A 24,023-nucleotide genomic window follows, 5' to 3' on the forward strand; every position below is an offset into this window, starting at 1 on the left:
GGCGCTGATGGTTGTCCAAACAGAGCTTCTAACCAGTCGATTCAAACTGCTGTTGCAAAATTTGGTTCTCTTCCAAAAGATACTCAATCGCCTTCTGTTGTTTGCAGTTCATCCAGCCCGCCAAAACCGCTGAATAGAGATCTGGACTTGTTTATTCAAGCGCACGAAGATTAGAATCTTGAGAAAAGGCCGTCAAGGCGCATCAATACTGAACAGATCGTATAAGCGAAGGCGCCAGGACTAGGAACTGATGATAACCATAACATACGCTTTCCATGCAAAATAACCTCATCAAAGCAACGGTTCAAATTCTTTGTTTAGTTGTGACGATATCGAGCGTCGCAAATGGAGAAGCCATAACGATTAACTTTGATGGGAGCCAACCATATGGTTCTACCAGATTAATTTCCGTCTACGAAGAAGACGGCATCCATATCAAGCCCGTTGGGGCTTTTTCAGAAGAACCGCCATATTTAATGGGACTCAGCGGGTCTGGAGTCACTAACCAAAGCGATAGCGGAAGCGCACACCTAACAGGCATTATTGCTGAAATTGAGATACAATCACTCACCAACCAGCGATTCGATGCGAATGCAGTAAGTTTATCAGAATACTCGACTTCGTTTGCGACACCGCAAGTGATCACCGCGACAGGAGAGCTGGCTGACGGTTCCACAGTCACAACAACATTCACTACAGATGGGCTAATAGGCGAGAACTTAACTGACTTTGAAATATTCAATTTCCCGCCCGAATTTACGAACCTAAGGGCGCTCAAATTAAGCAATGAATCAGGGGGCTTTTCTATGGACGACCTCTTATTGAATGTGATCAGGGGAAGCTCGGTTGACCTAGTGGTCGAAAAGATCGCTGATACGAACAGCCAGCTACCACTTCAACAGGAAGAGCTTATTTCTCTGAGCAAGGCATCTCTCAAAGGTGAAACAGTTGCTTTTCAAAGCTACGAATATGGCTTCACTAGAAAGTCAATCTACGCATCGCATGCAGGCGAATTAAAGCATGTCGCTACCGAATTTTCTACAAGCATTCCGAATAACGGTACTTTTGGGGTCAGCTCAGAGTCTACACCTCTTGTGAATTCTAACGGCGAAGTCTACCTTGAGGTATTATTTGGCAGTCATCATGGCGTTTTAAAGTCTTCGGAAGACAATCTGTCATTGGCCTTTGATGAATTTGATGTCGAGCAACTAGTTGGATCGGATACGAACTGGTATGCTGGACATGAAATTCGAATGACAGATGACGAACGCATCGTTCGTATGGTCGACACCAGCAATCCACGCCAAAAATGGCTTATCGCTTATGACAGCGAGTTATCATTGATCAACTCACCTAGCCCACTGTCGCCATCAGAAATCGCTTACTATGACGACTACGAGGTTTATAGTGAAGGTTTTGCAATAGTGAAGGATAGCGATCAAACTAAACTATTTCGCAGAGACCATCTTGGAGTCCTGGAAGAATTCGAGTCTGGTTTCAGTGCGATGATTCCTGAAGGCGCGTTAATTCAAATCAGTTCCTTGATGGCCAACGGCAGGTGGGCCTATGTAGGAGTTCGCTTTCTACCCTATGGCGGCATGATTCTGGGATGGTCAGGTAACCGATGGTTTGAATTGAATACAACAGGCGTCAAAGCACATGATGGAACCATGCTTAACGGCAATCCTAGCGCGAAAAGTTTGGATCGCGACTCCCTACTGTTCAATGCTCAGAGTGAACTTGGATATTCAGTTTTTCTTTTAAGGAATGGTCTAATTTACAGGATTCTAAGCCCAGGCGATTTACTCGATCACGACCGTATAAACTCGATTTCACTGTCACGCTATGCACTCGATGCTGATCAGATTGCCGTTTCAGTTGTTTTCGAAGGAGGCCGCCAAGGCGTATATGTCATTGGGCTTGAGAATTTGATTACAACGCAATCTGAGAAACTGGAAATGCAACTAACTCAGAATGCCGATACAGTCATGACACTGAATTTAGAAGCAACGGTTGGTGCATTTTATCACCTACTATTCAGCGAGAGTTTGGAAAACTTTAAAGTCCTTGAAACAGTTTCAGCTGAAGGCCCTCTTGTTGAATTTACAATAGACCCGAAAGCTAATGTTCAGCCTAAGATGTTTTACATTGTTGATGAGGCCAGATATACTCCCATACCAACTGAACCATAAAAATTGCCGAGATGAGCTGATATAGAAATCAAAGTAAGGTAACCCTTTTTCACTCCAGATTGGCTCCAGTAATTTATTACGACTTCAGCGACTTTTTAGCGAGATTCCGCGAATTAGATTTGTTGATTATCAACACTTCACTAATCCTAAAATGCGCTAATGTTGACTTTGAATCAACTGCGCAATGAAAGCATCTCTCATGAGTCAGCCGATCCGCACTAAAAACGACCGGGGTTCAACTCAGTTCAGCTCATTTCTCGGGTGATATGTGACTAGAGGGTGCAAATAAATTGGTTTACGGCCTTCCCCGCGACGTTCCGTCGCAAGGCCGTTATAATTTTTCTTTTGGCGACTGGTTTTAACCAGGGACGGCATTGCCGTTTAGAGGACAGCCCGCGGCGGGCTGTCCTTTCTTATTAACACCTAAAAATCATGAAACTAATAGAAGTAAGAGAATCCGAAATGAAGATTGGGCGTGACATGACGCCTCACTGTGAAGTTGCCAAAATCATTCACCTTTCTGCACACAAATACGCCATAGCCTTCAACACTGACATCGCTGTTCCTGCAATTGGCTTTGAGTCTGAGGCCTTCACGAAGTTTGTGAAAAATCCACCCAGTCCGATCGTGGATATTAAAGCTCACGAGCATATATGTCTGTGCTGCGACTGCGTGTCTGAGGAAATAGTACTGACCATCTCGACAAAAGAAGGAAACAAATACCAGATATCTGAATCTGCGGAACTCACTATGCTTATCAACATTAGTATTGTTGATTAAACTCCCCAGCTAATCGACTCATTGGACTTGCCCAAAGCTACGATCCGCCAGCTTTTAGCCCTACTAAGTGCTATTAATGCTAACTATTGGCGACGCCTTTGACGTGCCCACTGCAGCCACCAAAAGCATAAACGATTACAAAAGGCCGCCCCATACGGGGCGGCCTTTTGTGCTTAATACAACACAATATGAAAAAGTTAAATACCTCAAACCTCGATCTTTCAGCGGCCTTCTACGTCGCCGAGGATCAATTTAAAAACCGTCTTCTTCGTTTTGATTTAGACTCTTACGCGGTCACATTGCCGCCGTATGAGGGAGCTGTATTCGCCTTCCAGTCATTTGATTTCTCGATGATCTTGAATTCGATATCCTCGACCATCTGTGATTTTGTGGTTCTTGAGTCTTCTTGTGTAAACCAAGACACTGATGGTCTTTTTGAAGTCAAAGTCATGAGCGAAGACGGTGTGGCATATTCAGTCGACAGCTACGGAAATATAACGCAGCTCCAGCCGCTTGAATTGGTTGACGCATTTGGCGACAATGCAATATCGCCGGTAGACGAATGGGCGCTCGAACCAGTCTCGCCAAATGACCGAATCCTAATCTCAAGGCATCTCGCCATCAAATTGGCCGCCTACCTCGAAGGAGACTGTAAAGGGGTTTTTCAACAGCTCTGGAGCGAGTTCGAGCGCAACCAGGATACTGGGTCGAAAAAGACTCATCACTTGCATAGTGAATTCGGACCATTTTGCGCCAGCGAATTGGTCTGCGGCCGTGTCCTGTTAACCACATCCGTTGAGGGCATGTTTATTCCCTAATCTGATGAGTCCCCCACTCTGGACGTTATACGGCAGCAAACCCGATGAATTCCATCCACACCGGCCCTTGCAAACCGATCTATAGATGTGGACGAGGAGCGATTCACCACCCTCGGATGGCTAGAACCGAAAGTTTAACCTCACTCAATCAACCCTGCCTAAAATCGACCCCGATGACCTCCAACCCCTCTACTCCTGGTGAATCTGTATAGATTTCTTGAGCTCGTAGAGATAATCGCTCAATGACTTCATCAAAGTTTAAGGCTGCCCCGCCATCAGGGCTTTGCCACGACCTGTTAGCAGTGCAAGCTACCAAGAAAACCCCAAATCTAGCATTCTCATCGTTTAGATAGCGTCCGCAAAGCTGCGTTTCGAGGTCCTCGACCAAACTGTTTAGGCTTCTACCCAGATTAGCAATTTTTGCTTCGATGACGACATGCCCATTGCATGCTGGATTCTCAATTCGAATATCCAACCGCTCCTCTGCACGTATGACTGATTCTTCAGTACAGCTATAGAGGCCATTTTTACGCAGATTCATTTCCCGTGCGACAAAACGTCGGAAGTCTACTTCAATATCTCCGTCACGAACGGACTGACGCAGGGAATGATCCGCTTCTTCTACATCGTGCTTTATGGCATTCAGTCTCCGCATTGTAAGATCAAACAGACTTCGAGACGATTTCGGAGGGAACTCGTTTTTCTCAACAAAGGCCTGAAGGTCAGCTGGCTGAAGCGCTTCAACATCTGCAGCTTTTCCTGATGATTTTTCAGCCAAATCCTTTAACCAGTCTCGATCTTCCTGAAAATCTGGGTCATCAGCTAAAGAAACCAACACTTCCTCTGCCCTTGGGTCGGTGCTTTCAGCTAACATCGTTAACAAATACCCTCTAAAGCTCTGTGCGTCGTCCCGCCCTTCCGGGCTGTAGGCTTCTCCGGTAGGACGACGTATATCGTCTCTGGGATTCACATATTCATAAACCAGTCGAATAAATCGGCCAATATTATCTAGGTGCAGATAATTGGGCTCCTTTACTAATGGAAAGGAATCCCGTCGCCCCTGTAACATTACACATAACCGAACCATCAGGTTCGATCGGGGATCTGGTGGGGATACACCATCATTGCTTAATATTGTTTCAATTAGATCCATGGCGGCCTGCGCATCCAATTGAACCAAAATAGCTAACCAAGGACGAAACAGCACATCGTCTGGATCCATACCGTTAAGGGCCGCCGAGGCTCTATCCGCAAATGATATAACTGGATATTCCCCTTGGACCATTAGCAACTTAAAGGCTGCTGTTAATGCTTGAGAATTCCCCGGAGCTCGATTCATGAACAAGTCCAGAACATCGCGACAGACTAGGTGGCCATATTCAGTCTCCTGATCTGTTAGTAATTCAAGATGTCGGCACCACGTATTTGTTCCTTCCGGGCGGCTCCACTCCTGTTCAATACATTCAATAAGTACTGATCTAACCTCCTCGGAATGACTTTGGGAGAGCTCTGTCATCCAGTCCGCATGACCATTCATCTCGTTAACGGCATATAATGCCGCCCGTCTGGCATTATCAGAACTAAGGCCTCCTAGGTCTAATTCCTTTTCTTGATATAGAAACTGGAGACCCGACAGACCAGCTATAATTCCATTCGGCGTTGCCTCCAGGTAGTAGGGCTCAGGGGTAAATCTCTCCCAGACGGCTACACAACCGTCCTGAGTGGCTTTAGTTATTCGACGACCATACTTTACCCTCAACTTCTCCCAATCCTTAACCGCCCACCTCATATTATCTGAGGTTTCACGACATAAGCTGACCAGCCAACCACATTGATCTGCTGTTCTAAGTTTTTTTATCCGTGAATGTAGCATCCATAAGTTTCTGCATTTACGAAAATACCGCTTTATATACCCACTCTTTTGGAGCCAATACCACTTAGTGAAAAACCCCTTCCTTTTGAGACGCCAAAACCAATCAGGTGGCCAGTGAAGACCAATGCGTAACATTTGCTTTCGAAATCTCGGGGAATCCAAGCCACTTGCCTTGATACTTTGAAGAAGTCTACGCCCGTCACCCCAACGGCACCTGTTCATCCGCCAGAGTTCGACTAGCAGACAAGCGGCAATCTCCTTATCAAAACTTGCCTCTCTAGTTAAAAGGTCGTCAAAAAGCCAACCTCGATCAAATTGGCACAACTCGAATTTCAAAGTGTGAGACAATGCCCATGATCCGGAAAATTCAGGCCTAGGGTTCCTGTCCTCTCGACGATCCGCCTCCACCGCCAGCCAAAACGCAATACGCCGGACCTGCGGATGAGCCTTCGTCCAATCATTTAAATCAATACCTTCACCGTCTAAGCTTAAATCTTCCCGGCAAGTAGATGGGAGCGAGATAATTGCACAGGACGTGCCAACAACCCTCGCCTCCCCTTCTATTAAATCTCTCCCACCCAATGCGTGCTTGAGCACGGGAAAAATAAGCTCCTTGGTCCATGCCCCTGGATAATTTGGATCCCGTCCGGTTGAACGGCAACTAAGCGAAGCTTCATTTAACTCACATAACATGCCCAAGACTTCGATCGGACACCAACCTTCTGGAACTTTCTCAAAGACAGACTTTACGAAATATCGCTCCGTCGAAAGCCGTCCTGCGTCTGGCGTGCCCTCCAGCCAAGCCTTTAACTCTGCTACAGATAAAACCTGAGGAAACAAAAACCGAACAAGCCATCCTAAATGAGTCTGCGCAAACTCCGCGTTTCGAAGTGCGTGGTTTTTTAGTCGCAGGAGGTCTTCAGGGCTACCAACTTCACCAATAAGTTCAATTGCCTTGCTTTCAAGGAGCCTTCTATCCTGCCGTTGAGCGAGAATCTCGAAAGCAGATGGAACACACGCGGAACAACGGCTCTCCGTCGCACACTTTAAAAGCTCAAGGCGGGGACCGGCACCTATGCTGGAATCGCTGACCATCCTGGCAAGAGACGCACTGTTACATTCATCCACTAGCCGACTCAATGCATAGCGATCCGTGTCGAGGTTCATAAAATCCCGATCTCTAAAACGCGCAGCAAATGCTTCCAAGACGGCACACTTGAATGAAGATGGCCACTTTGCCGGGTCCCCGTAACGCAAAAAAACCTCTGGATTAGACCGCAATAACCGCTGTCTCAACTCAAGTGCCCATCCATCGCTACTCAAGCAGCTTAGCCATGTTGCCACCGATTTCATTGATGGTTTTAGAATTTCCTGACTACCATTTCTGCTAAATAAAAGTTCAAACAGAACAGATGCTGGGCACTGATTCTCCATTCGACGCCTCAGCCAGCACGCGGCTAGGTACTCGGCAAGCCGCCGGTGGTGAAAACGGAATGTTCCGTATATCGCCGAATCAAAGAGCGGACGGTCAATAAGCGCCTTGCGCATGCTGGGCTGCCAGTCCTGGGGCAAACAATCCTGAGGAGATAAAGTTCTTCTACCTCTACGCGGCATATCATCCACAGCAAAATCAAGGGTCCGACTAAACACACTCGCCGCTGCCATGTATTCGGCTCCGATACGCGCCTCTTCAGTCGAAATCGGATATTTTCTGGCATGATCATCCTTCACTGGACGCTCTTTTAAGAGTTCACGAACCGTAGACTCCAGAAGGACTGTAAGATCTCCAATCTCACCGGACTCCTCCCAGCTTCGCATCAAAAACAATAAAGACAAAGGCCGTCGGGCAAATTCCCAAGCGTGACTTTGGTCTAATTCGCGTAGAAAGCTATCTGGGTTTTGCAGCTGCCTGGACGTGCATAGAACAACGACCGCGTCTCTGCTAAGTGGACAGATCATGTATACCTCAGCTGCAATAGGCTCCTGAGCTGCTTTCAGTGTATTTGGACCTTGGTCACTGGATTTACCGAACCGGGTTATCTTGCCCACTTCCGCACTCACCGACCTTGGCTCGGGCGTCAAATTTTCTTCGACAAGCCTCTTATCTAACTCTGGATGCCATGCACTAATCCGCGAAGAGATGAAAACCTTGGCACCACTCAAGCGTGAACCTAGCGACCGACGAAAATTCAGAAGAGCCGTTTTAAAATCAAGCGTCTTGTCCAGCTTCGCTTCATCCACAGCGTCCAGAAAGAAGTAGGCCTGCTCTTCTGACTTTGACCAATTTGCATAGATTTCGGAATCTTCACTGCCCTCGAGTATTGGTTCGATCCTCTCTCCAGCCAGACGGTGCAACTCTAAATAGAAGGCAGTTTGACCCGACTCGACTAGCTGATCCTTCTGAGCCTTGAATTCGTAAGAACGCCCACTACCAGGCTCACCCAGAATAACGACGGGGCCATTCTTTTCATAAAGCTTTTGCCAGCCGATAGAATACCATCGTGTCGACAGGAACTCCGACTCATAGCTTTGGATCGCCTGATCCTTACCCTCCTTCGGGAGAGTAACAAACGTACGGTCTAGGTTGATGTAATCTTCCGGGGCTATCATTCACCGTTGGAATTCATTTATCAGCAATGTTTTTTGTTTAGGAGTTTCATTGCCAGTTACTGATCCGCCCACCTTCCCATTCGGCATATTGAGCAAACTTTTTAACATCTTCTCCTTTTTGCAGAGCCTCCAAGTAGAGATACTGCTCGTAATCAAGTTCCTCGACATGAAAATCTCCAATTCCAATTTTTTCAAGCTCTACGAAATTCTTAACTTTGGAATACTGCCACTTCAAAGAGGCCTTAAGAATACTAGGCATCCGAACTCGCCAATAAGCTCCAGTTGTTAATACCCGTTTCCTGTGCATATTAATGGCCGTAAGCAAACGAGGTAATAAGTACTGAAGCGGCTTTTGCATTGTTATGTTGGGTGGCCCCTCAAAACCTCCATGATACTCATACTTATATTTTTTACACCACCATTGCTTATTGTAGATATTCTTTAATTCATCTGCCTCCAATATTTTCTCAGTTTTCACTTTATAACTCAACACGTTCAAGGAACGACATGATTCTATAAGGTCATCCAAAACATCAACGTCGTCTATTGGCATATGAAAATCATAGTGATGTATATTCTCATAAAGCTTACAGTAATCCTTGAAGCATCTCATAGCATGAGTAAATGAAGACAATTCGTCTCTCAATGATGGATATATACAGCTTTTAACAAGTGATATCATTACTGCCTTTTGATTTCCAGACCCCTCAACCTGAGGTTCAGAAATCTGAATCGTTTTAGAGGATTTAGTACCATCCAATTGCTCGAGACATTCCCAGAAGATCGGATTCGATAAAAATATGTTTTCCGAAGCAGTATCAACAACTGCGAGGACCACTGGCAGACTAAAGGAAATCTCCGCCCAATATACTAAGGTAGACTGCTTCAATCCACCGACCGAAATGGACCCATCCTTATTACTTTTAATATCCTCACTTGATTTGACTTGGATCTTTATAATTTTCCCTGTGAGTTCCTCTTTCTTTGTAAGCTCAAACTCAAAGTCTATTCCATAGTCGTTAATTGTTTGATCACGGAAAATCCCTATATCTTTTAACTTATACAACAGTATCGCAAATGACTTATGTTCTTGGATGTGTTGAATTGGTCGAATTGGGAATTTAGTCATAATGATTTTATATCTTTTCTAAATTTAAATTAAATGTTCAAATGCTCTAGTTTACTTTTTAGACGTAGCCAGTCCGGCGCGACTCGCTGGAGAAGTCGGTAAAAGTCTTTATCATGACCACGGTGTTTCACGTGGCAGAGTTCATGGAGGATTACATAGTCGATGCACTCCGTCGGGGCTTTAACCAATTCGGGGTTCAATAAGATTTTCCCTATCGGGGAATAGCTACCCCATCGCTTAGCCATCTTTTGGATTTTCATTTCTGGTGCGGTGATTCGGTAAGCTTTCATAGCTTTAGCACACACTTCGTATCTGGCCCAAAGGCGATCTTGAGCTCTTTCCCTATACCACGCTTCCAGAGCTTTTTTTACTGCAGCTGCATTTTTTCTATCAGGTAATTCTACGACAAGTAATGGCCTTCGCAGTGCTACTTTGGGCGGGCTATTGGTTTCAATTACTTTCAGGCGATATTGCCTGCCCTGGTAGAGCCAGGATTCTCCCGAAACATACTCTCTTGGTGACGGCTTTGGGTAATAATTCTCAAACCCTCGCTGTTGCTTCGTAATCCACTTTAAACGCCTCCTAACACGTTTCTCAATGGCTTCATCCGTAGCGGACAAGGGCGCAATAACCTCTACACTACTGTCCGGGTATACTGAAATCTCCAAGGTAGTACGCTCCCGGCGATCTACTTCAAAGGACACCACCCGATTACCATATCTCAGGCTATTCATGAAGCGGCTTGGTTGGGCAGACGCTTCGTGGCGATGTCGATGATATCTTTAATTAGTTCATCGAGTTCATCAAAAGGAACCTTCAATCCAGTACCCAAAACCGCATCCTCGATCGCATTGGACATCTCATTTTTAACATCATCGTTTTCCTTCCAGTTTACGATTCGTAGACGGTCAATGTTGCCCTCAATGTCAACGGCCAGTTGAGCGGCTACATCTTTGAAGTTACTTGCATCTTCTGCATAGTTTTCGAGGCGTTTATGCGCCCACCCGAAATAGGCTTTAGCTATTTCCTTATTCCTAAGGACAGCGGGTATATCATCACCAGTACGGTCCCGAACCGCCTCCATAACCTCCTGAGCTTTTTTCAGCCTGTCCGCGTCCGAAAGACGCTTCTGACGATAATCTTCGAGGATCTTATCCAACATTCTTGAAAAACGCTCATAGAAGACCGGATCCTCATCCCACTTCTCAGAAATTGTTTTCTTTGTGCGACTGATGATGGTGTCCGCCTTACTTTTCTCGGAACCCGCCTTTTCCAACTCTCGCTGGAAAGCTTCCCGATCAAAGATATCAACCAGTTCAGTGAGCTGAGAAACTTCACTGGAGACTGTATTCAGATTTAGGATTTTCTGGATACGCTGCTCATAGGGCCTTACATCGACCTCAGCAGTAAAGCGTCTCCGCACACTTGAGCGCAACTCAGCGAAGAAGCGAAGGTCATCGACATAGTCCTTCTGCTTCCCCTGTGGCACTGTTTCATAGTAGGCCAGCGACTGCTTGGCACTCGCCAACACCTTGGCAAAGACATTGAGACGATCAAAAAAGACATCCCGCCGCTCCTCGTCTTCGAGGTGATTCTCCAGTGCTTCACGGTCCTTCTTGTTCGAGACCTCCTTAAAAATGTCCCACAAGGCGGAATGCGCGAAAGGCAGCTTCCTCACTTCCTCCTCAATATCCACGAGGACTTCATCCACTTCCTCTTGGACATTATCGTCGGTGTATTGGTCAAGTGCTAGGCTCAACTCACCAAGGATTCCCCGATAATCAATAATATACCCGTAGTCCTTTTCCTCCCCATTGACGGGGTCCTTGTAGAGCCGGTTCACCCGGGCTATCGCTTGAAGAAGCGTGTGGTTCTTTAAAGGGGCACACACATATAAAATCGTATTCCTTGGAGCATCGAAACCAGTGAGCAACTTGCTCACCACAATAATTATCTCTGGCTCATCGTCGGTTTTAAACCGCTGGATCAACGTCCGGTTATAGTTCCGCTCATTACCGTAGCGGATCATCATCTCCTTCCAGAAGCGTGCAACCTCGTCCTTATTACCACCATAGGCATTATCGAAACCCTCCCGATCATCTGGCGGTGAAATAATAACCTCCGAGGTCACCTTCCCGATCTCATCCAGGGCTTGCTTATATTTCAGGGCAACATCCTTGCGGGGCGTTACGATCTGCCCCTTAGCAAAGGTCCCTTTCCAATTTTCTTCGTAGTGCTGACTGATATCGCGAGCAATTTGGTAAATAACCTGATTCGTCTTTGCGATATTATCGAACTTTGCCGTTTTCTTCTTCAGCTCTGCCTGTTCTTCCTCAATCAAACCCTCGGTTTGCTGTTCAAACTGCTTATCCAGGGCTTCCCGGTTAATGTCGATTTCCGGCTTACGAGCCTCGTATCTCAATCGAAGCACGGCTCCGTCGTTCACCGCCTCGTTAATCGTGTAGGGTCTACCGATAATTCCGCCAAACTTCTGCTGGGTAGACTTATCCTGACTCATTAGTGGAGTCCCAGTAAAACCGATAAAGCAGGCTTTAGGGAACACACGTCGCATATGGGCATGAAGCGATCCATAATTCGTGCGGTGGGCCTCATCCACTAAAACAAATATATTTGGGTCGTCGATACGGAGGTCACGTTTATTACAGGCCGCATCAAATTTGTTAATGACGGCCGAAATGATGGCATCACGCTCCTGCTTCAACAGCTTGACCAGATCATTTCCCGACGCCGCCTGCTTAGGATCCAATCCACAGGATTTGAAGGTTCCCTTGATTTGGTCATCCAAATCCACGCGATCCGTCACTAAAACAACTCTCGGGTTTGGGATCTCCCCACAAAGCGCAATAGCTTTGGCCAGCATGACCATAGTTAGAGACTTTCCGCTTCCCTGTGTATGCCAGACGACGCCCCCCTTACGAGCGCCCCCAGAGTCTAATTCCAGGACACGTTCCATGATGTCTCTAACAGCAAAATATTGCTGGTAACGCGCTACTTTCTTAGCCCCTGCATCGAAGACGATGAACCGATAGACCATTTCCAGCAGACGTTCTGGGCGCAAGATTGAGTAAATCAATTTGTCCTGCCCCGTTGGCAAGCGATCACCTCCCGAAAGCTTCTCCCGATACGCAGCGGCCTCATGCGGCTTAAAAGGCTCCGCAAGCAACCGTTCAAGATCTGCTGCCTGCAGCGGCGCATTAACTGAATGCAACAGGTGTTCGTTTCCTTTCTCGGACAAATCTTCCTTCCACTCCAACCAGTGAGTCGTCGGAGTCCCGACCGTGGCGTAGCGACCCTCCTTAGCATTCACGGCCAAAAGAAACTGCTGCGTTCTGAAAAAATCCGGGATCTCGTCTAGATGCTGGTTCCGTAAATGTTGAGAAATCGCCTGACTCACACCCACCTTTGGATCTGGAGCCTTCGCCTCGATAACTGCAAAGGGTATGCCGTTCACGAAACAGACGATGTCAGGCCGACGAGTCTCCTTCGTCTTGGCCTTTTCCACACTCAATTCTGCAGCGACGTGAAAAACGTTCCGACTTGGCGTTTCCCAGTCGATGTAACGAACGGTATAACTCGATTTACGCCCATCAATGACCTGCTCTACCGAACGCCCGAGGCAGAGTAAGTCATAAGCTTTTTCATTGGTAGCAATCAGTCCCTCCGGCCTAAAGTCCTTCAAGGCTTGCAGGCACTCTTGTATCGCCGACTCCGAAAAAGCATAGGTACCATTCAGGGTCTCGACCTGATTCAGCTCTTCCAGCTGTTCACGGACGATCCCGTCGAGAAAGCAATTCGTCAGACGACCTCCCCGCTGCTGTTCTACTTCAGCAGGAGTCAGGTATTGAAAGCCCAAATTGATCAACTGATGTAGTGCCGGCAATTGGGACTCCACAGACTCAAGGGTGGAGGGGGAATGTGAAGATTCACTCATAGTAGACTGTCTGATGCTTTAGACGCGGAAGGTTTATTATCACGACGTGCATCAATCAGTATGACGCCTGCATCGCTTGGAATTTTAAGTTTCTTGATCAACCTCTTCACTTTGGCCTCATCACTCTGCGTGAAAAAGAGGATTACCTTGTAGGACTGCGTTGTCCGGTTGGCGGCCTCATAAATTTCTACTTGGTTCTGCAGATTCTTCTCAATCTGCGTATTGCTCGCCAATTTGAACTCAACCAAGGTTGCGTCCAATGATCCACGTGAGATTTTAAAATCTACCGGCCCACGTCCATTATTGACCTCTGCATCGGCAGAACTGGGAGATCCCTCCCATACAAGCTTAAAAGCAATTTGAAGGTCTTTCTCTCGCTGGATCTTTTTACCCTTATCGTCATAGAAAAGACGGTATCCATCCTGATTTTCGATCACTTGTTTCAGGTAATCTATTTTTCTTTTGGACTCCTCAAGAGTGGTCTCGCTGGAGATATAGAATTCAGTATGCTGCTGAAGTATTGATGCCAAAAGACTCAAGTTTTTGACAAATACTTCCTCCGTATGGCGAACATGCCCAAAACTACGATGAACCGCTTCGTCACCACGATCTTCCTTGTTGCGAATAAAGTGGTCAATCAGTGCTGGAAATTTGAGGAGCACCTTCTCAACGGCCTCATTCAAATCCTTTTGAGTATGATCCCTGGGCAGAATGCCCTGAAAATATCGGTCAACTTGTCCGCGTAGCGAGTCATTGGAAATCGCTTCGCGTATACGGGGGAAGTCTTTCCTCAAGTCCTCTTTGTTAATCCATGTGTCATCTTTAGTCAGAATATCTTCTGGCGTCAGTAAGACGTAGTCGCCTTGTAGCCACGGCAGTGTGAATTCCCCGTCGATCCAAACACCAACTTCATAATTAAAGTCCACGCGAGCCACTCTAACTTTCTTGCAAAGTGCGGGATCTATATGCTCCAAAGCGAATTTCTCGGTATAACGCAGCAAGTAACCCTTGATGAGATTAGTAGTAAAATCACTAATATTATCTTTGCCGACTCCCGCACGTATAAGAGTTAGCTTTTCCAAGTGCGAACCTTGGGTAACCTGCTCATTTCCGAATTCACGAAAAAGATTGTTCAAGTTTAAATTAAGAGAACTGGCAAATTTCATGCCTAGCCCCGCCCCACGATTTCCGCTCAAACAGAACCCAAGACAATTTTGATGAACCTCCTTAAAGCAGTACAGGTCTTTAAGAATCCCTTTGTCACTGTTGCCTTTGATTGATAAATCCCGAAGGTAACGAAGATATTGGATTATTTGTTCATGAAGCGACTGATATTCAGGCTTTGAACTCGTGAATAGCAAAAACGGGTCAACGAATAGTGGAAGGTCTACAATTGGAGACACATTGAAAGCACCGTATTCGGATAATGTTTCCTGTGAGACATTGAAAATGTCAGAGAAGTAAATTTTTGGTGCTTTAGGATTCATAGATTTTGTATTTCTTAACATAGTTAATTGGATGCAGAGAAGCCCGCCTTTAGGGGTAAAACCCGTTGAAGTGCATTCTCCGCATTTAATTCGTCACCGTTTCGCTGATACCTATCAATTTTGGCGAGAACAGCTTGAAGGCGCTCTAATGCCCGTTGCTCCACTATCGGCATGTCGTAAAAGCTCATTTCAGTTAGTTTCGACGCAAATGAATGGAAACACCCCCAGAGGTCCAACCGACCATAGAGAAACGATACAACCAGATTCTGGAATCCATGTTCGGCAATCATTTGCTCCAACTGATACGACTCGTAAGGACGCCCCATGCTAACATTCCAATATTTCATAATACGGCAAAGAGGTTTAATCTGGTTATTATGGCTGCGGTTTTGTGCCGTAAGTTCTTCGCTAAACGAATCAGGGTCCGTCTCCAACCAATCATTCAGATCACTTCTAGGAGCGGGTATCTTAATCCCGCTCCACCAACCTTCAATTGCCGGCACAAGCTCGAAGCGAACATGCTTTAGTTCGAGTGCAAATGTGGGAGAAGACTGTGAACGAGCCGAGTTTGGATACCACTTATCCGCAAATTTCCTGAGACGGTTGATATGCGTCTGAGGCTTCGAACCATCATCCTTAAAGATAATCATCAAATCCACATCCGAGCTATCATCCATATAACGAGGTAGTATTGTTCCTCGCTCATAAGAGCCGAAGAACTTCTGCTCTCTAACTTCATTTCCAAAATACCGTTTTATGCGCTTCTGTATTTCCGCAGCAGAACGATCAATCTGCTCCCGCTCAAGGTCGCGCACAAAAGCTGCGCGAGATAGACGAGTTAGGTATCCATTAAGGCTCATACTAAGACTTATCTGCTTGATACTCCTGCTCACCACCTTCGATACCATCCCGAGCAGTTTGGAAATCCTTATCCGAAGTTTCAGGCGCTTGCTCATTCAACTCATTTCTCCGGTCGGATAGCTCAACGATTCGCGTCTTTAATTGATCCAAGTCTGAAGTAGCCGTACATTCAATATTTCGAAATATCCGCGCATCGTTTTTGAGAGAGAAATAGCCGTTGCCGACCGCCCGGTGTTTCGATGCCCGCTCATCTGTTTTCAGGAATGTAAAAACCGCGGTCACTGCTGCAGTGGAAATCGCAATTATGCCCGCCAAAGTCGGAAAATCAGCAAATGCACTTAACCCAGCGATAGCACTCAGAGCAGTCGAAGGGATACCAAGCTTATTGTGATACCCCTCCCATCGTGAGGCCGCATTGAAATGGCGCTTTCCCGAATAGGTGACGTCTTCTTCAATGCGAAGAGATTCCTTTTTCAATTCTTCAATAATCTCGCTCATACCTTTACCCTTACTTCCCCTGTTAATAGCTTTTGCATTAGACTTTTCTTTTGCAGCTTTAGCACTTCCAAGCGCTTTCGGCTCAAAACGATTTCTTGTTCTTGTTCGTTTAAGAATGAAGCAATCCGACGCTGCTCTTCTATCGTCGGTGGCAGTTTAATTTCGAACTTCAGGAAATCCTTTGGGACGAAAATCAACTTCTCTATAGCAACACCATTACTCGCAACATAGGCCTTATGCCACATCTCCCTTGTTTTAGATAACCAATCAAGATAAGGCGTATGCAGGACTTTTGGGGCTGTATTTTCAAATATCGTGTATTCCTTTGAGACATGGCAGCCATCAAAAGGGGTCTTAACAACTGCGAGTGCACCATGGGTAACCTGCCTTTTTGAAATCAGGAAGTCTCCTTTTCGAATCTCATGTAAGTCGGATGTTTTATAGTCCGACCCTTTCATTTCTGGTCGCAGGAATAGCCCGCCCGCTCGGCGTCGGATGCTCACCAGTTTAAGGGACATTTCTGGACTCCAAGAAATCGGACGAAACACGTGCTTCAAAACTGAACCCAATTTTAACTCTTCCCAAGGTGTCCTATCGAATTTGGGAAACCGAACTTCACCCACCAGTAGCTTTTGCATGAGCCCCTTCTGACGTTCCTGTTTTTGAGTTATCAATCGCTCTTGAGCTTCAATAGCTTCATCGCAAGCCCCTAGGATATCAGCAATCATTTCCTGTTCTAGAATTTGAGGGACTTCAAAAACTTGAGTTGAAATATAATTCCAATCTGCCCTCGGCATTTTTGATCCGCTCGCAATCGAGGCACACCGAACGAACTTCTCAGACTGAATAAGAGCAAAAAGATACCTCCTAGAGCATACTTCTGTCTTCGGGACGAGAACCCATATCTCAGTGGAACACACCCCATCGGTTGATGGAAGCGCATACTTTTTTAAGTATGGCCGTAATTTCCCAAACAAAACGTCCTGATCGGAAAATACATTTTTAATACTGCTTTGTTCTTTTGAGTCAACTGAACCGATAATTCTACCAGTCTCCTGAGAAAGGTGTTCGAGTTCATAGCATTGGTATCTCTCCAAACTATTGTTGGGATTATATTTCTTTTTGCTTAACGAGCAAAGAGACTGAAACTCATACTTCTGGAAGCCATTTAAACCCATAACATCACCCTTCAATATTAACCACATACGGCTCGCTCTGCGCCACACAGATGCCGTTTTTCTCGATAAAGCACTGAACCCAGTGGGTGCCCGTATAACTTGTCGATTCACGATTAAATAAACCTCCGGCACCGTAAGATTTTGCTGCGCAAATTTCGCCACGAAGCTGACCAAAGTGTTGAGCTTCGAACCCAGTGTTGACTACCTGCCAGAAAACTTGGAACGGCTTTTGAATATTTGTCTCAGCGTGAAACTGCAAACTGCACCCCTTCGGGAGCGGATTGCTGTCACTATCAAAATGAATCCAACGACCATTCTGCGAATACTGAGCTGATACCACAATGCTATCGCGTAGTTTAATGAGATCCCACTTCTGCTCAGCACGCTGACGATGTGGCACATTGAAGCGGCTAGGTAGTTGCGGGCTTGATATCACCAATTCGCCCCCTTCTCTTAGGGCGAACTCCGGGAAGGCACGTGCACTTGCTGATTTACCGAAACGACTCTCAAATAGAACAGGCAGATCCTTATTATGCTCGGACTTGAATTTTTCCCAGTCAGCTCTTAGAGCCTGCAACCAATCCGAGAAAGCATCTGCATATCGACGGTCTTCATTCCACTGCTTGGCAAAGTTCTCATCCGGGTCAATAGGGTTAGTAATACGATATTTGTATCCATTCCAAACTACAGAACGATCTATTCCGCCCACAATAGCTTCCATCGCATCAACAATATTACCTTCATTCTGATAGGCCCATGCCGCTAGTGTGGTTAGAATAATTGATGAAGTTCGGTGTCCACGCTTTTCGAAATATGTATCCCGATGGCGCTTGATAATCTGGATCGCCCGCTGAAGTGGAGTCCGAACGGAGTATGTCGGGATGTCTTCCGCAGCGAGTTTCACCATTTTAGCACGTGCCTCTTTCGCTTCATTGAGTCGCACTCGCATCCGCCCTTTAAACCACTCAGCATAACCCTTAGGGTTACCTCGTTCCCAGTCATGAACAATCTGTTCGTATCCGGCATGATCTTTGTCGGTCAAAATAATCGCCGTTTCGGCGAGGTTGGCGGACAGTTTAGCCTCTTTTACAAGACGGACTCGTGACGGACTGTCAGGTAAGCAGGGAACGATATCCACTTTGAACGTATAGCCGTCATCTGAATACTCAATGGTCCAGCATTTCTCCCAAGGAGTCGCATCTTTTTTGAAGTTTTGGGCATCAACATAGCCTTCTACTTCGCCCCCCACATCATCATAAAGCTGCTTCTGTGTAAGCTCATCGCGCTTACGCTGAAGTTCACACACCATGTCGATATCGAATTCATCCGCTTCTGACAAAGGACGAACCACGGTTCCAATGGCAAACGAACCCTGCGTATATATCTTAGGAGCAAATCCATATAGCTCTGAACTCTCCCGTTCGATCCAATCGCTGATACTCTTATAGCGTTTCTGAACACTGTCGGCCATACCTGGAGGTAGGTCGAGATACTCTGCTACAGCCAATAAAGCTTGCTCTAAGCCGTCTGCATTCGGAATCACCAACTCAGTTCGGCCCACTGGGCCACCTGTAATTAAATTACTCATCCCCATATTCCTTTCCGTCGACATGCTGACGATACTCCTGAGCCATGTAGTGCATAGCATTGCTGAACCTAGGCTCTGCCTCTTCGAAGGATACACCTGTGGTGATTACCGCATTCTGAAAATCTTGCAGGCTGCCGGTGATTGGGATCGGCAAAGTTCTACCCGGAAATTTACCATGAAAACGCAAAACCCCACTAGGTTCAGGAGTCTGTAAATCCGTGTTGTAGACCATTTGGATTGGGTCTAAATCTGTGTCCGATCCATCTACTCGAAGGGTTGTCAGAAACATGTATTCACGATTGTCGTCCGGACAGCCAGAAAGCGCAGCAACGACACATTCAGACTTAGCCAACACATCTGGATGAATTAAGTGATTGTCGATGAAGACCTCCGGCACATCGGTGACCTTGTAATACTTAACGCCATTATTATTCAGATCATTTTTGATCGCATCAATGACGCCCTCCGGGACGTTTAGCAGCTTTCGATCTGTCTTACTCATTGTCGCCGCCTCCTGTTCCGTCTATGCCAAGCTCGGCTAAGTAGCCCTTGATTCGAGACTGGACCTCCACCAAAGCCGCTTCGGTTTCCTCAATTTCCTGCGTGACCGCCGCTAGATCGACTTCAGGCTCAGGCTCGAAGGTGTCTACATAGCGTGGGATATTCAGGTTAAAATCGTTCTCCTTTATTTCCTCGAAGGGTGCGACGTAGCTGTATTTCTCCGTCGTTTCATACTTCTCATAGGTCTGGAGGATTTTACCCATATTGGCCTCAGAGAGGCGGTTTTGCTTCGTCCCCGACTCAAACTCACGAGAGGCATCAATAAAGAGAACGTCCTTACGCTCACGCCCAGTTTTAAAGATAAGAATTGCCGCTGGAATCCCGGTACCGAAGAACAGCTTTTCTGGGAGACCCACAACCGCGTCCAACAAGTTTTCCTTAATCATGGCTTCACGAATCTTACCTTCGGAACTGCCTCGAAAAAGAACACCATGTGGCACTACCACACCAACACGACCACCATCGTTCACCGCCGTCTCGACCATGTGAGTGATAAAAGCCCAGTCGGCCTTTGACTTGGGAGGTATACCACGATGATAACGGGCATACTGGTCATTCTGAGCATCATCCGCGCCCCACTTGTCTAAAGAGAAAGGGGGATTTGCCACCACGACATTAAACTTTTGCAGGGCATCATTTTCAATGAGCTTCGGATTATTCAGGGTGTCGCCCCATTCGACCGTGGCATTATCAATCCCGTGCAGGAACATATTCATCTTAGCCAGCGCACGGGTACCACCGTTAATCTCCTGCCCAAAGACGGCAAAATCACCATCTTCGACCTGTTCCGCAGCTTTGACAAGTAATCCGCCAGAACCACAGGTGGGGTCGCAGATTCGGTCACCAGACTCCGGCTTTACCAATCTCGCTAGTAGCTCTGCAATTTCGTCGGGAGTGTAGAACTCCCCGCCTTTCTTTCCCGCGTCGCTGGCAAAGTGGGAGATCAAGAAGAGGTAGCAGTTGCCGATAATGTCAGCCGAACCAATACGGGAAGGGCGCAGGTCGAGGCGCTCATCATGGAAGTCCTCCAGCAGGTTTTTCAAACGACGATTGCGATCCTTGGTCTCACCCAGGCTATGCTGATTATTAAAGTCGATATTCCGAAAAACCCCGGCGAGCTTTTTCTTGTTCGCATCCTCTAGGGCTTCAAGGGCCTTATTAATCTGCTCCCCGACATCGTCCTTGTTCCGTTTTTCGTAGAGATCGTAGTAGCTACAACCTTCGGGCACCACAAAGCGCTCGCGCTGTAGGCGGCGCTGAATCATGGCCTCATCATCGCCGAACTGCTCCTTGAGAGCATCGTAACGATCCCGGTGGAGGTCACTGAGGTATTTCACGAACAACATCACCAGAATGTAGTCCTTGTATTGAGAAGGGTCGATGGTGCCACGGAAAGTGTCACAAGCGCGCCAGACGATATTGTTGATCTCTTTTTGGAGGTTTCCGTTTTGCTCAGCCATGATGTAAGAATTCTGGGTTAAAATTAAAGTGTTCCTAGCAATGCGGAAAGTTGCTTCCGCCGAAGAGAAATTAGATTAGAAGACAACTGCTGCTCTTGATGCACCGCACTGGTCAACTCAACGAAAGCCGACTGCTCCTCCATTGGAGGAATTGGAATCCGCAGACTTCCAAGATCGTCCACGCGCAGATGCTGGACAGTGGCCCCCTTAGACATGGATTTTAGATGCTCCTGGGTAGCTGGGGTATTTATAAAAGCCGCCACGAATTCAGGTAGGACGCCCGCCTCGGACTTCAACCGTAATATATGAAACATATTTTGAGCAGTCGTCGGCCCCTGAAGCACTCCAACTACACCAGCATTAAAACGAACCCCACGGCACAGAACCAGAATATCCCCCTGCACCACATTCGGCTTAGGAGATTCATTCAAGGTAGACATCGGCATCAAATCACCGGAGACGCGCCCCCCGGGAAGAATGTCCTTGGTCTGCACAATATAATGACCGCTCTCAGAATCCTCCAAGACAGTCTTTCGAAATGATTGGCCGAGTTTGATATTCAGCAGTTCGGCTAACTTTACGTTCGTGCGAGTCATTTATATATGCAGTATTAAATCTTGAACATATTAGACCATGTATTACGCATTTTGTCAAGTCCCATCCTTCAAGCATCAATACTGCATAAACATAAGCATCATTAGGGTACAATTTCACGATCAAAAGTAAGTAGCCGATCAGCCCAGAGATAACCACCCAGGACAAATCACTACCAACTTCACAAAAAGACTCCAGCTACTCTACACATCCAAAACGAAGTGCCGAATGCCACTGAGTGAAAGATCCGCCCAGAGTCCCCCTAATCAGCAACAGACACAAGGGCGCTACCTCCACTCCCATCAACCTCCAGAAAAACACCGATGTTCACATGTCACTAATGTATAGTTACTTAAGGAATAAAAATGAAAAAACCTAGAACAAATATCACACTTTAAAAGGTTTTTCGGGCCCAAAAGATCCAACGCACCTCTAATTGGAAAGCAGAGGATCGAGCAAAACACAGAAATATCCCCTATATCGTTAATAAATAGTGACTTATGCCGCAATTGAGAGATCTCCTAAAAATCGACCCAAAAGCGTAACCGGCGCGGGATAAAAGACGGCTGTAATTAGCACCATAATTCCATCACCCCACCAAGCTGTGTTAAAAACGCCTTCTCCGTACTCAGCCACTGCGACCATAGTTAAGAGAAATCAAAAATACCGGTTTACAAACTTTCACTTTTCATTTCTACCCCACTCTTCACTATTTTCGCACGAGCTGTAGATCCGTAACCAAGCTTGATAAAAGTTAACCGCAACCGCTTGCGGAACGCCTTCAAAGATACTATAACGCGCTAGGCATTTCAGCGTAGCACGAAGTTCTCTCCTTCGGCCAACAATATGGCCTAAGACCTTAGCAAGAGAACCACTCCCTACTGACCAATACCTAGGTTGAGAGTTTCCACGGAGCCCCAGAATAGCGCAGGCAATCAAGCATTCAAAAACCTGTTACCCTAGGCCTCCTTTTTGACTAAAAAAGGGCCATGTATTCAGTAAAAGCCCATAATCACAAAACCAGAGATTCTGCAGAAGGTAAGGCAAACCATAAGGATGCCGACCACCCTGACCACAAGAGGCATGCCAAAGGGCGCGACCCTTATGGCATCCGCAACTCACCAATATCCAGACATCATCTCAACGAGATCAGCTTTGAAGGCATCCACAGCATCGAAGAATGGCTAAAGGCAGAGGAGGCTGCTGCTCTCGATGCCCGCAGGCGTCCACGACAAGAAGTCGGCTTTTCTATAGTCCACAGCCCTTGTGATGATCTTCAAGCACCTCTAAATGCTCTGCTTGATACTGTACCTGCTGCAGGGGAAGCAGTAGTTGAAAGACAAGACAATAGGTTTAAAGCGAGTGTCAGAGAGCGCTTCCAAGGAGCAAGAGCCGTTTTTGGAAGGCACCTCGACAAAATCCGCATCCACAGCGAAGCATTCCTGCTGAAGTACGATGAGAATGGTGAAAAACTAAAATCATGCAAAGCCGTCGGTCGGGATGGCCCCGGTGTGACCGCGCTGAAATCACAGGCAGCCGTAAGAGGTAAAGAGATAAAACTTGGCCGCTCGGGAAAACACTGGAACTCCAAGAAGGATGTCGAACTATCCCTAGCATTAAAAAGAGATATAGACCTCGAAATCCAGAAATTGGGACCAGCGCATCGAGTGAAGTTCCAAGAAAGATTGGTATTCTGGAAAGCTGAACTCACTAATAAGGTTTCCAGGATCCTCACACATAAAAGAATGAAAAAGGAGGAACTCAAAGAGTTCGAGGACGCACTCCGCAAAATGAGCGAGGAGGATGGCCTGGGCGCGGCGCTGGATGAACTGTCTGGCATCACAACAATTACACCCGAGCCCAGTTACGGTATATCTCCTACAAAGCAGGAAAAGAAGCCCACCAAGGAAGAACAAGAGACAGAAAAGCAACCCCGACGAAATCCAGAGGTCGACCGTGGCCCTCTCCCACCGAGGGGCCGAAGCAAGGCGGAACGCGATCGCCTCGAAGAAGAACGGCGAAAAGCCACTGCTAGGCTCCTGGAGGCAACGTCGAAGCTCAAAAATCGCGACGACCCAAAAATGGGGAACCTGTGAAACGAGGGCACAGGCCACTATCTGCTTAAATAAACCTGATCCAGCTAGGTCCTAAAAGGATACTAGACTGACTCAGATTTATTATCATCTCCCAGCTATCAGAGCCGGGAGATGATAATCATGCCGAAATAAGTTCGGCATATACACCCTCCGTCACAAAGGACCGTCGACTGCCAGAAACTGGAGCTCCACAGAAGGAGCTCCATGCGACACAGCAATCATTTGCTGTGAGCGTGCCGTGCATGAACCATCTGGATCGACAAAGCGATCCGATGTTCAAGACACTCACTCGAACGCAGCCGGCACATCCGGCTGCCCCACTTAAAATAGTCACTAATCTGAGATT

At 46.7% G+C, this 24,023-nt stretch carries 16 protein-coding genes; 4 read left to right on the top strand and 12 right to left on the bottom strand.

Annotated features, from left to right (window positions below):
* Positions 1-275 precede the first annotated feature (275 nt).
* From DDZ13_RS05445 to DDZ13_RS05455, 3 genes are all read left to right on the top strand, one after another.
* Entirely contained in the window at positions 276-2,192 is a 1,917-nt protein-coding gene (locus DDZ13_RS05445; protein ID WP_110130423.1) for a hypothetical protein, read from the top strand.
* Positions 2,193-2,624: 432 nt separating this feature from the next.
* Positions 2,625-2,972 (top strand): hypothetical protein, encoded by a 348-nt coding sequence (locus DDZ13_RS05450; protein ID WP_110130424.1) that lies wholly within the window; start codon positions 2,625-2,627, stop codon positions 2,970-2,972.
* 188 nt (positions 2,973-3,160) lie between these two features.
* Positions 3,161-3,790 carry a hypothetical protein gene (locus DDZ13_RS05455; protein WP_110130425.1) on the top strand — a complete coding sequence of 210 codons (630 nt, stop codon included), beginning with the start codon at positions 3,161-3,163 and terminating at the stop codon, positions 3,788-3,790.
* A 148-nt stretch (positions 3,791-3,938) separates the two neighbouring features.
* Here the strand turns inward: DDZ13_RS05455 and DDZ13_RS05460 are convergent, their stop codons facing one another.
* From DDZ13_RS05460 to DDZ13_RS05515, 12 genes are read right to left on the bottom strand one after another with little or no spacing between them, the layout of a single operon-like run.
* Positions 3,939-8,273: an NACHT domain-containing protein gene (locus tag DDZ13_RS05460; RefSeq protein WP_110130426.1), complete on the bottom strand. Its 4,335-nt coding sequence runs from the start codon at positions 8,271-8,273 to the stop codon at positions 3,939-3,941.
* Positions 8,274-8,319: 46 nt separating this feature from the next.
* Positions 8,320-9,402 carry a DUF4365 domain-containing protein gene (locus DDZ13_RS05465; RefSeq protein ID WP_110130427.1) on the bottom strand — a complete coding sequence of 361 codons (1,083 nt, stop codon included), beginning with the start codon at positions 9,400-9,402 and terminating at the stop codon, positions 8,320-8,322.
* A 29-nt stretch (positions 9,403-9,431) separates the two neighbouring features.
* Positions 9,432-10,136: a M48 family metallopeptidase gene (locus tag DDZ13_RS05470; RefSeq protein WP_110130428.1), complete on the bottom strand. Its 705-nt coding sequence runs from the start codon at positions 10,134-10,136 to the stop codon at positions 9,432-9,434.
* Positions 10,133-13,354: a type I restriction endonuclease subunit R gene (locus tag DDZ13_RS05475; RefSeq protein WP_110130429.1), complete on the bottom strand. Its 3,222-nt coding sequence runs from the start codon at positions 13,352-13,354 to the stop codon at positions 10,133-10,135. Before DDZ13_RS05475 ends, DDZ13_RS05470 begins: the two co-directional genes overlap by 4 nt.
* Positions 13,351-14,862 carry a hypothetical protein gene (locus tag DDZ13_RS05480; protein ID WP_233246088.1) on the bottom strand — a complete coding sequence of 504 codons (1,512 nt, stop codon included), beginning with the start codon at positions 14,860-14,862 and terminating at the stop codon, positions 13,351-13,353. The genes DDZ13_RS05475 and DDZ13_RS05480 overlap by 4 nt, the downstream gene beginning before the upstream one ends.
* A 2-nt stretch (positions 14,863-14,864) precedes the next feature.
* A complete protein-coding gene (locus DDZ13_RS05485) occupies positions 14,865-15,701 on the bottom strand; it encodes an SMODS domain-containing nucleotidyltransferase (protein ID WP_110130430.1) in 837 nt (278 codons plus the stop codon).
* 1 nt (position 15,702) lies between these two features.
* Positions 15,703-16,200 (bottom strand): SLATT domain-containing protein, encoded by a 498-nt coding sequence (locus tag DDZ13_RS05490; protein ID WP_110130431.1) that lies wholly within the window; start codon positions 16,198-16,200, stop codon positions 15,703-15,705.
* Positions 16,197-17,393 (bottom strand): restriction endonuclease subunit S, encoded by a 1,197-nt coding sequence (locus tag DDZ13_RS05495; RefSeq protein ID WP_233246089.1) that lies wholly within the window; start codon positions 17,391-17,393, stop codon positions 16,197-16,199. The genes DDZ13_RS05490 and DDZ13_RS05495 overlap by 4 nt, the downstream gene beginning before the upstream one ends.
* A complete protein-coding gene (locus DDZ13_RS05500; RefSeq protein ID WP_146209249.1) occupies positions 17,383-18,966 on the bottom strand; it encodes a nucleotidyltransferase in 1,584 nt (527 codons plus the stop codon). The genes DDZ13_RS05495 and DDZ13_RS05500 overlap by 11 nt, the downstream gene beginning before the upstream one ends.
* Positions 18,959-19,468, bottom strand: coding sequence for a hypothetical protein (locus tag DDZ13_RS05505; protein ID WP_110130434.1), 510 nt, complete (start codon positions 19,466-19,468; stop codon positions 18,959-18,961). The genes DDZ13_RS05500 and DDZ13_RS05505 overlap by 8 nt, the downstream gene beginning before the upstream one ends.
* Entirely contained in the window at positions 19,461-20,987 is a 1,527-nt protein-coding gene (locus DDZ13_RS05510) for a type I restriction-modification system subunit M (RefSeq protein WP_110130435.1), read from the bottom strand. The genes DDZ13_RS05505 and DDZ13_RS05510 overlap by 8 nt, the downstream gene beginning before the upstream one ends.
* A 23-nt stretch (positions 20,988-21,010) precedes the next feature.
* Positions 21,011-21,583 carry a restriction endonuclease subunit S gene (locus DDZ13_RS05515; RefSeq protein WP_110130436.1) on the bottom strand — a complete coding sequence of 191 codons (573 nt, stop codon included), beginning with the start codon at positions 21,581-21,583 and terminating at the stop codon, positions 21,011-21,013.
* A 987-nt stretch (positions 21,584-22,570) separates the two neighbouring features.
* On the opposite strand from DDZ13_RS05515, the gene DDZ13_RS05520 reads away from it, so the two are divergent.
* On the top strand, positions 22,571-23,677 hold the full coding sequence (locus DDZ13_RS05520) for a hypothetical protein (RefSeq protein WP_110130437.1): 1,107 nt from the start codon (positions 22,571-22,573) through the stop codon (positions 23,675-23,677).
* Positions 23,678-24,023 lie beyond the last annotated feature (346 nt).

The sequence above is a fragment of the Coraliomargarita sinensis genome, from assembly GCF_003185655.1.
GTDB lineage: Bacteria > Verrucomicrobiota > Verrucomicrobiia > Opitutales > Coraliomargaritaceae > Coraliomargarita_B > Coraliomargarita_B sinensis.

Excerpts from the sequence above, each read along its gene's own strand:
- DDZ13_RS05445 (WP_110130423.1), top strand. The coding sequence starts at position 276 with ATGCAAAATAACCTCATCAAAGCAACGGTTCAAATTCTTTGTTTAGTT.
- DDZ13_RS05450 (WP_110130424.1), top strand. The coding sequence starts at position 2,625 with ATGAAACTAATAGAAGTAAGAGAATCCGAAATGAAGATTGGGCGTGAC.
- DDZ13_RS05455 (WP_110130425.1), top strand. The coding sequence starts at position 3,161 with ATGAAAAAGTTAAATACCTCAAACCTCGATCTTTCAGCGGCCTTCTAC.
- DDZ13_RS05460 (WP_110130426.1), bottom strand. The coding sequence starts at position 8,273 with ATGATAGCCCCGGAAGATTACATCAACCTAGACCGTACGTTTGTTACT.
- DDZ13_RS05465 (WP_110130427.1), bottom strand. The coding sequence starts at position 9,402 with ATGACTAAATTCCCAATTCGACCAATTCAACACATCCAAGAACATAAG.
- DDZ13_RS05470 (WP_110130428.1), bottom strand. The coding sequence starts at position 10,136 with ATGAATAGCCTGAGATATGGTAATCGGGTGGTGTCCTTTGAAGTAGAT.
- DDZ13_RS05475 (WP_110130429.1), bottom strand. The coding sequence starts at position 13,354 with ATGAGTGAATCTTCACATTCCCCCTCCACCCTTGAGTCTGTGGAGTCC.
- DDZ13_RS05480 (WP_233246088.1), bottom strand. The coding sequence starts at position 14,862 with ATGTTAAGAAATACAAAATCTATGAATCCTAAAGCACCAAAAATTTAC.
- DDZ13_RS05485 (WP_110130430.1), bottom strand. The coding sequence starts at position 15,701 with ATGAGCCTTAATGGATACCTAACTCGTCTATCTCGCGCAGCTTTTGTG.
- DDZ13_RS05490 (WP_110130431.1), bottom strand. The coding sequence starts at position 16,200 with ATGAGCGAGATTATTGAAGAATTGAAAAAGGAATCTCTTCGCATTGAA.
- DDZ13_RS05500 (WP_146209249.1), bottom strand. The coding sequence starts at position 18,966 with ATGAGTAATTTAATTACAGGTGGCCCAGTGGGCCGAACTGAGTTGGTG.
- DDZ13_RS05505 (WP_110130434.1), bottom strand. The coding sequence starts at position 19,468 with ATGAGTAAGACAGATCGAAAGCTGCTAAACGTCCCGGAGGGCGTCATT.
- DDZ13_RS05510 (WP_110130435.1), bottom strand. The coding sequence starts at position 20,987 with ATGGCTGAGCAAAACGGAAACCTCCAAAAAGAGATCAACAATATCGTC.
- DDZ13_RS05515 (WP_110130436.1), bottom strand. The coding sequence starts at position 21,583 with ATGACTCGCACGAACGTAAAGTTAGCCGAACTGCTGAATATCAAACTC.
- DDZ13_RS05520 (WP_110130437.1), top strand. The coding sequence starts at position 22,571 with ATGTATTCAGTAAAAGCCCATAATCACAAAACCAGAGATTCTGCAGAA.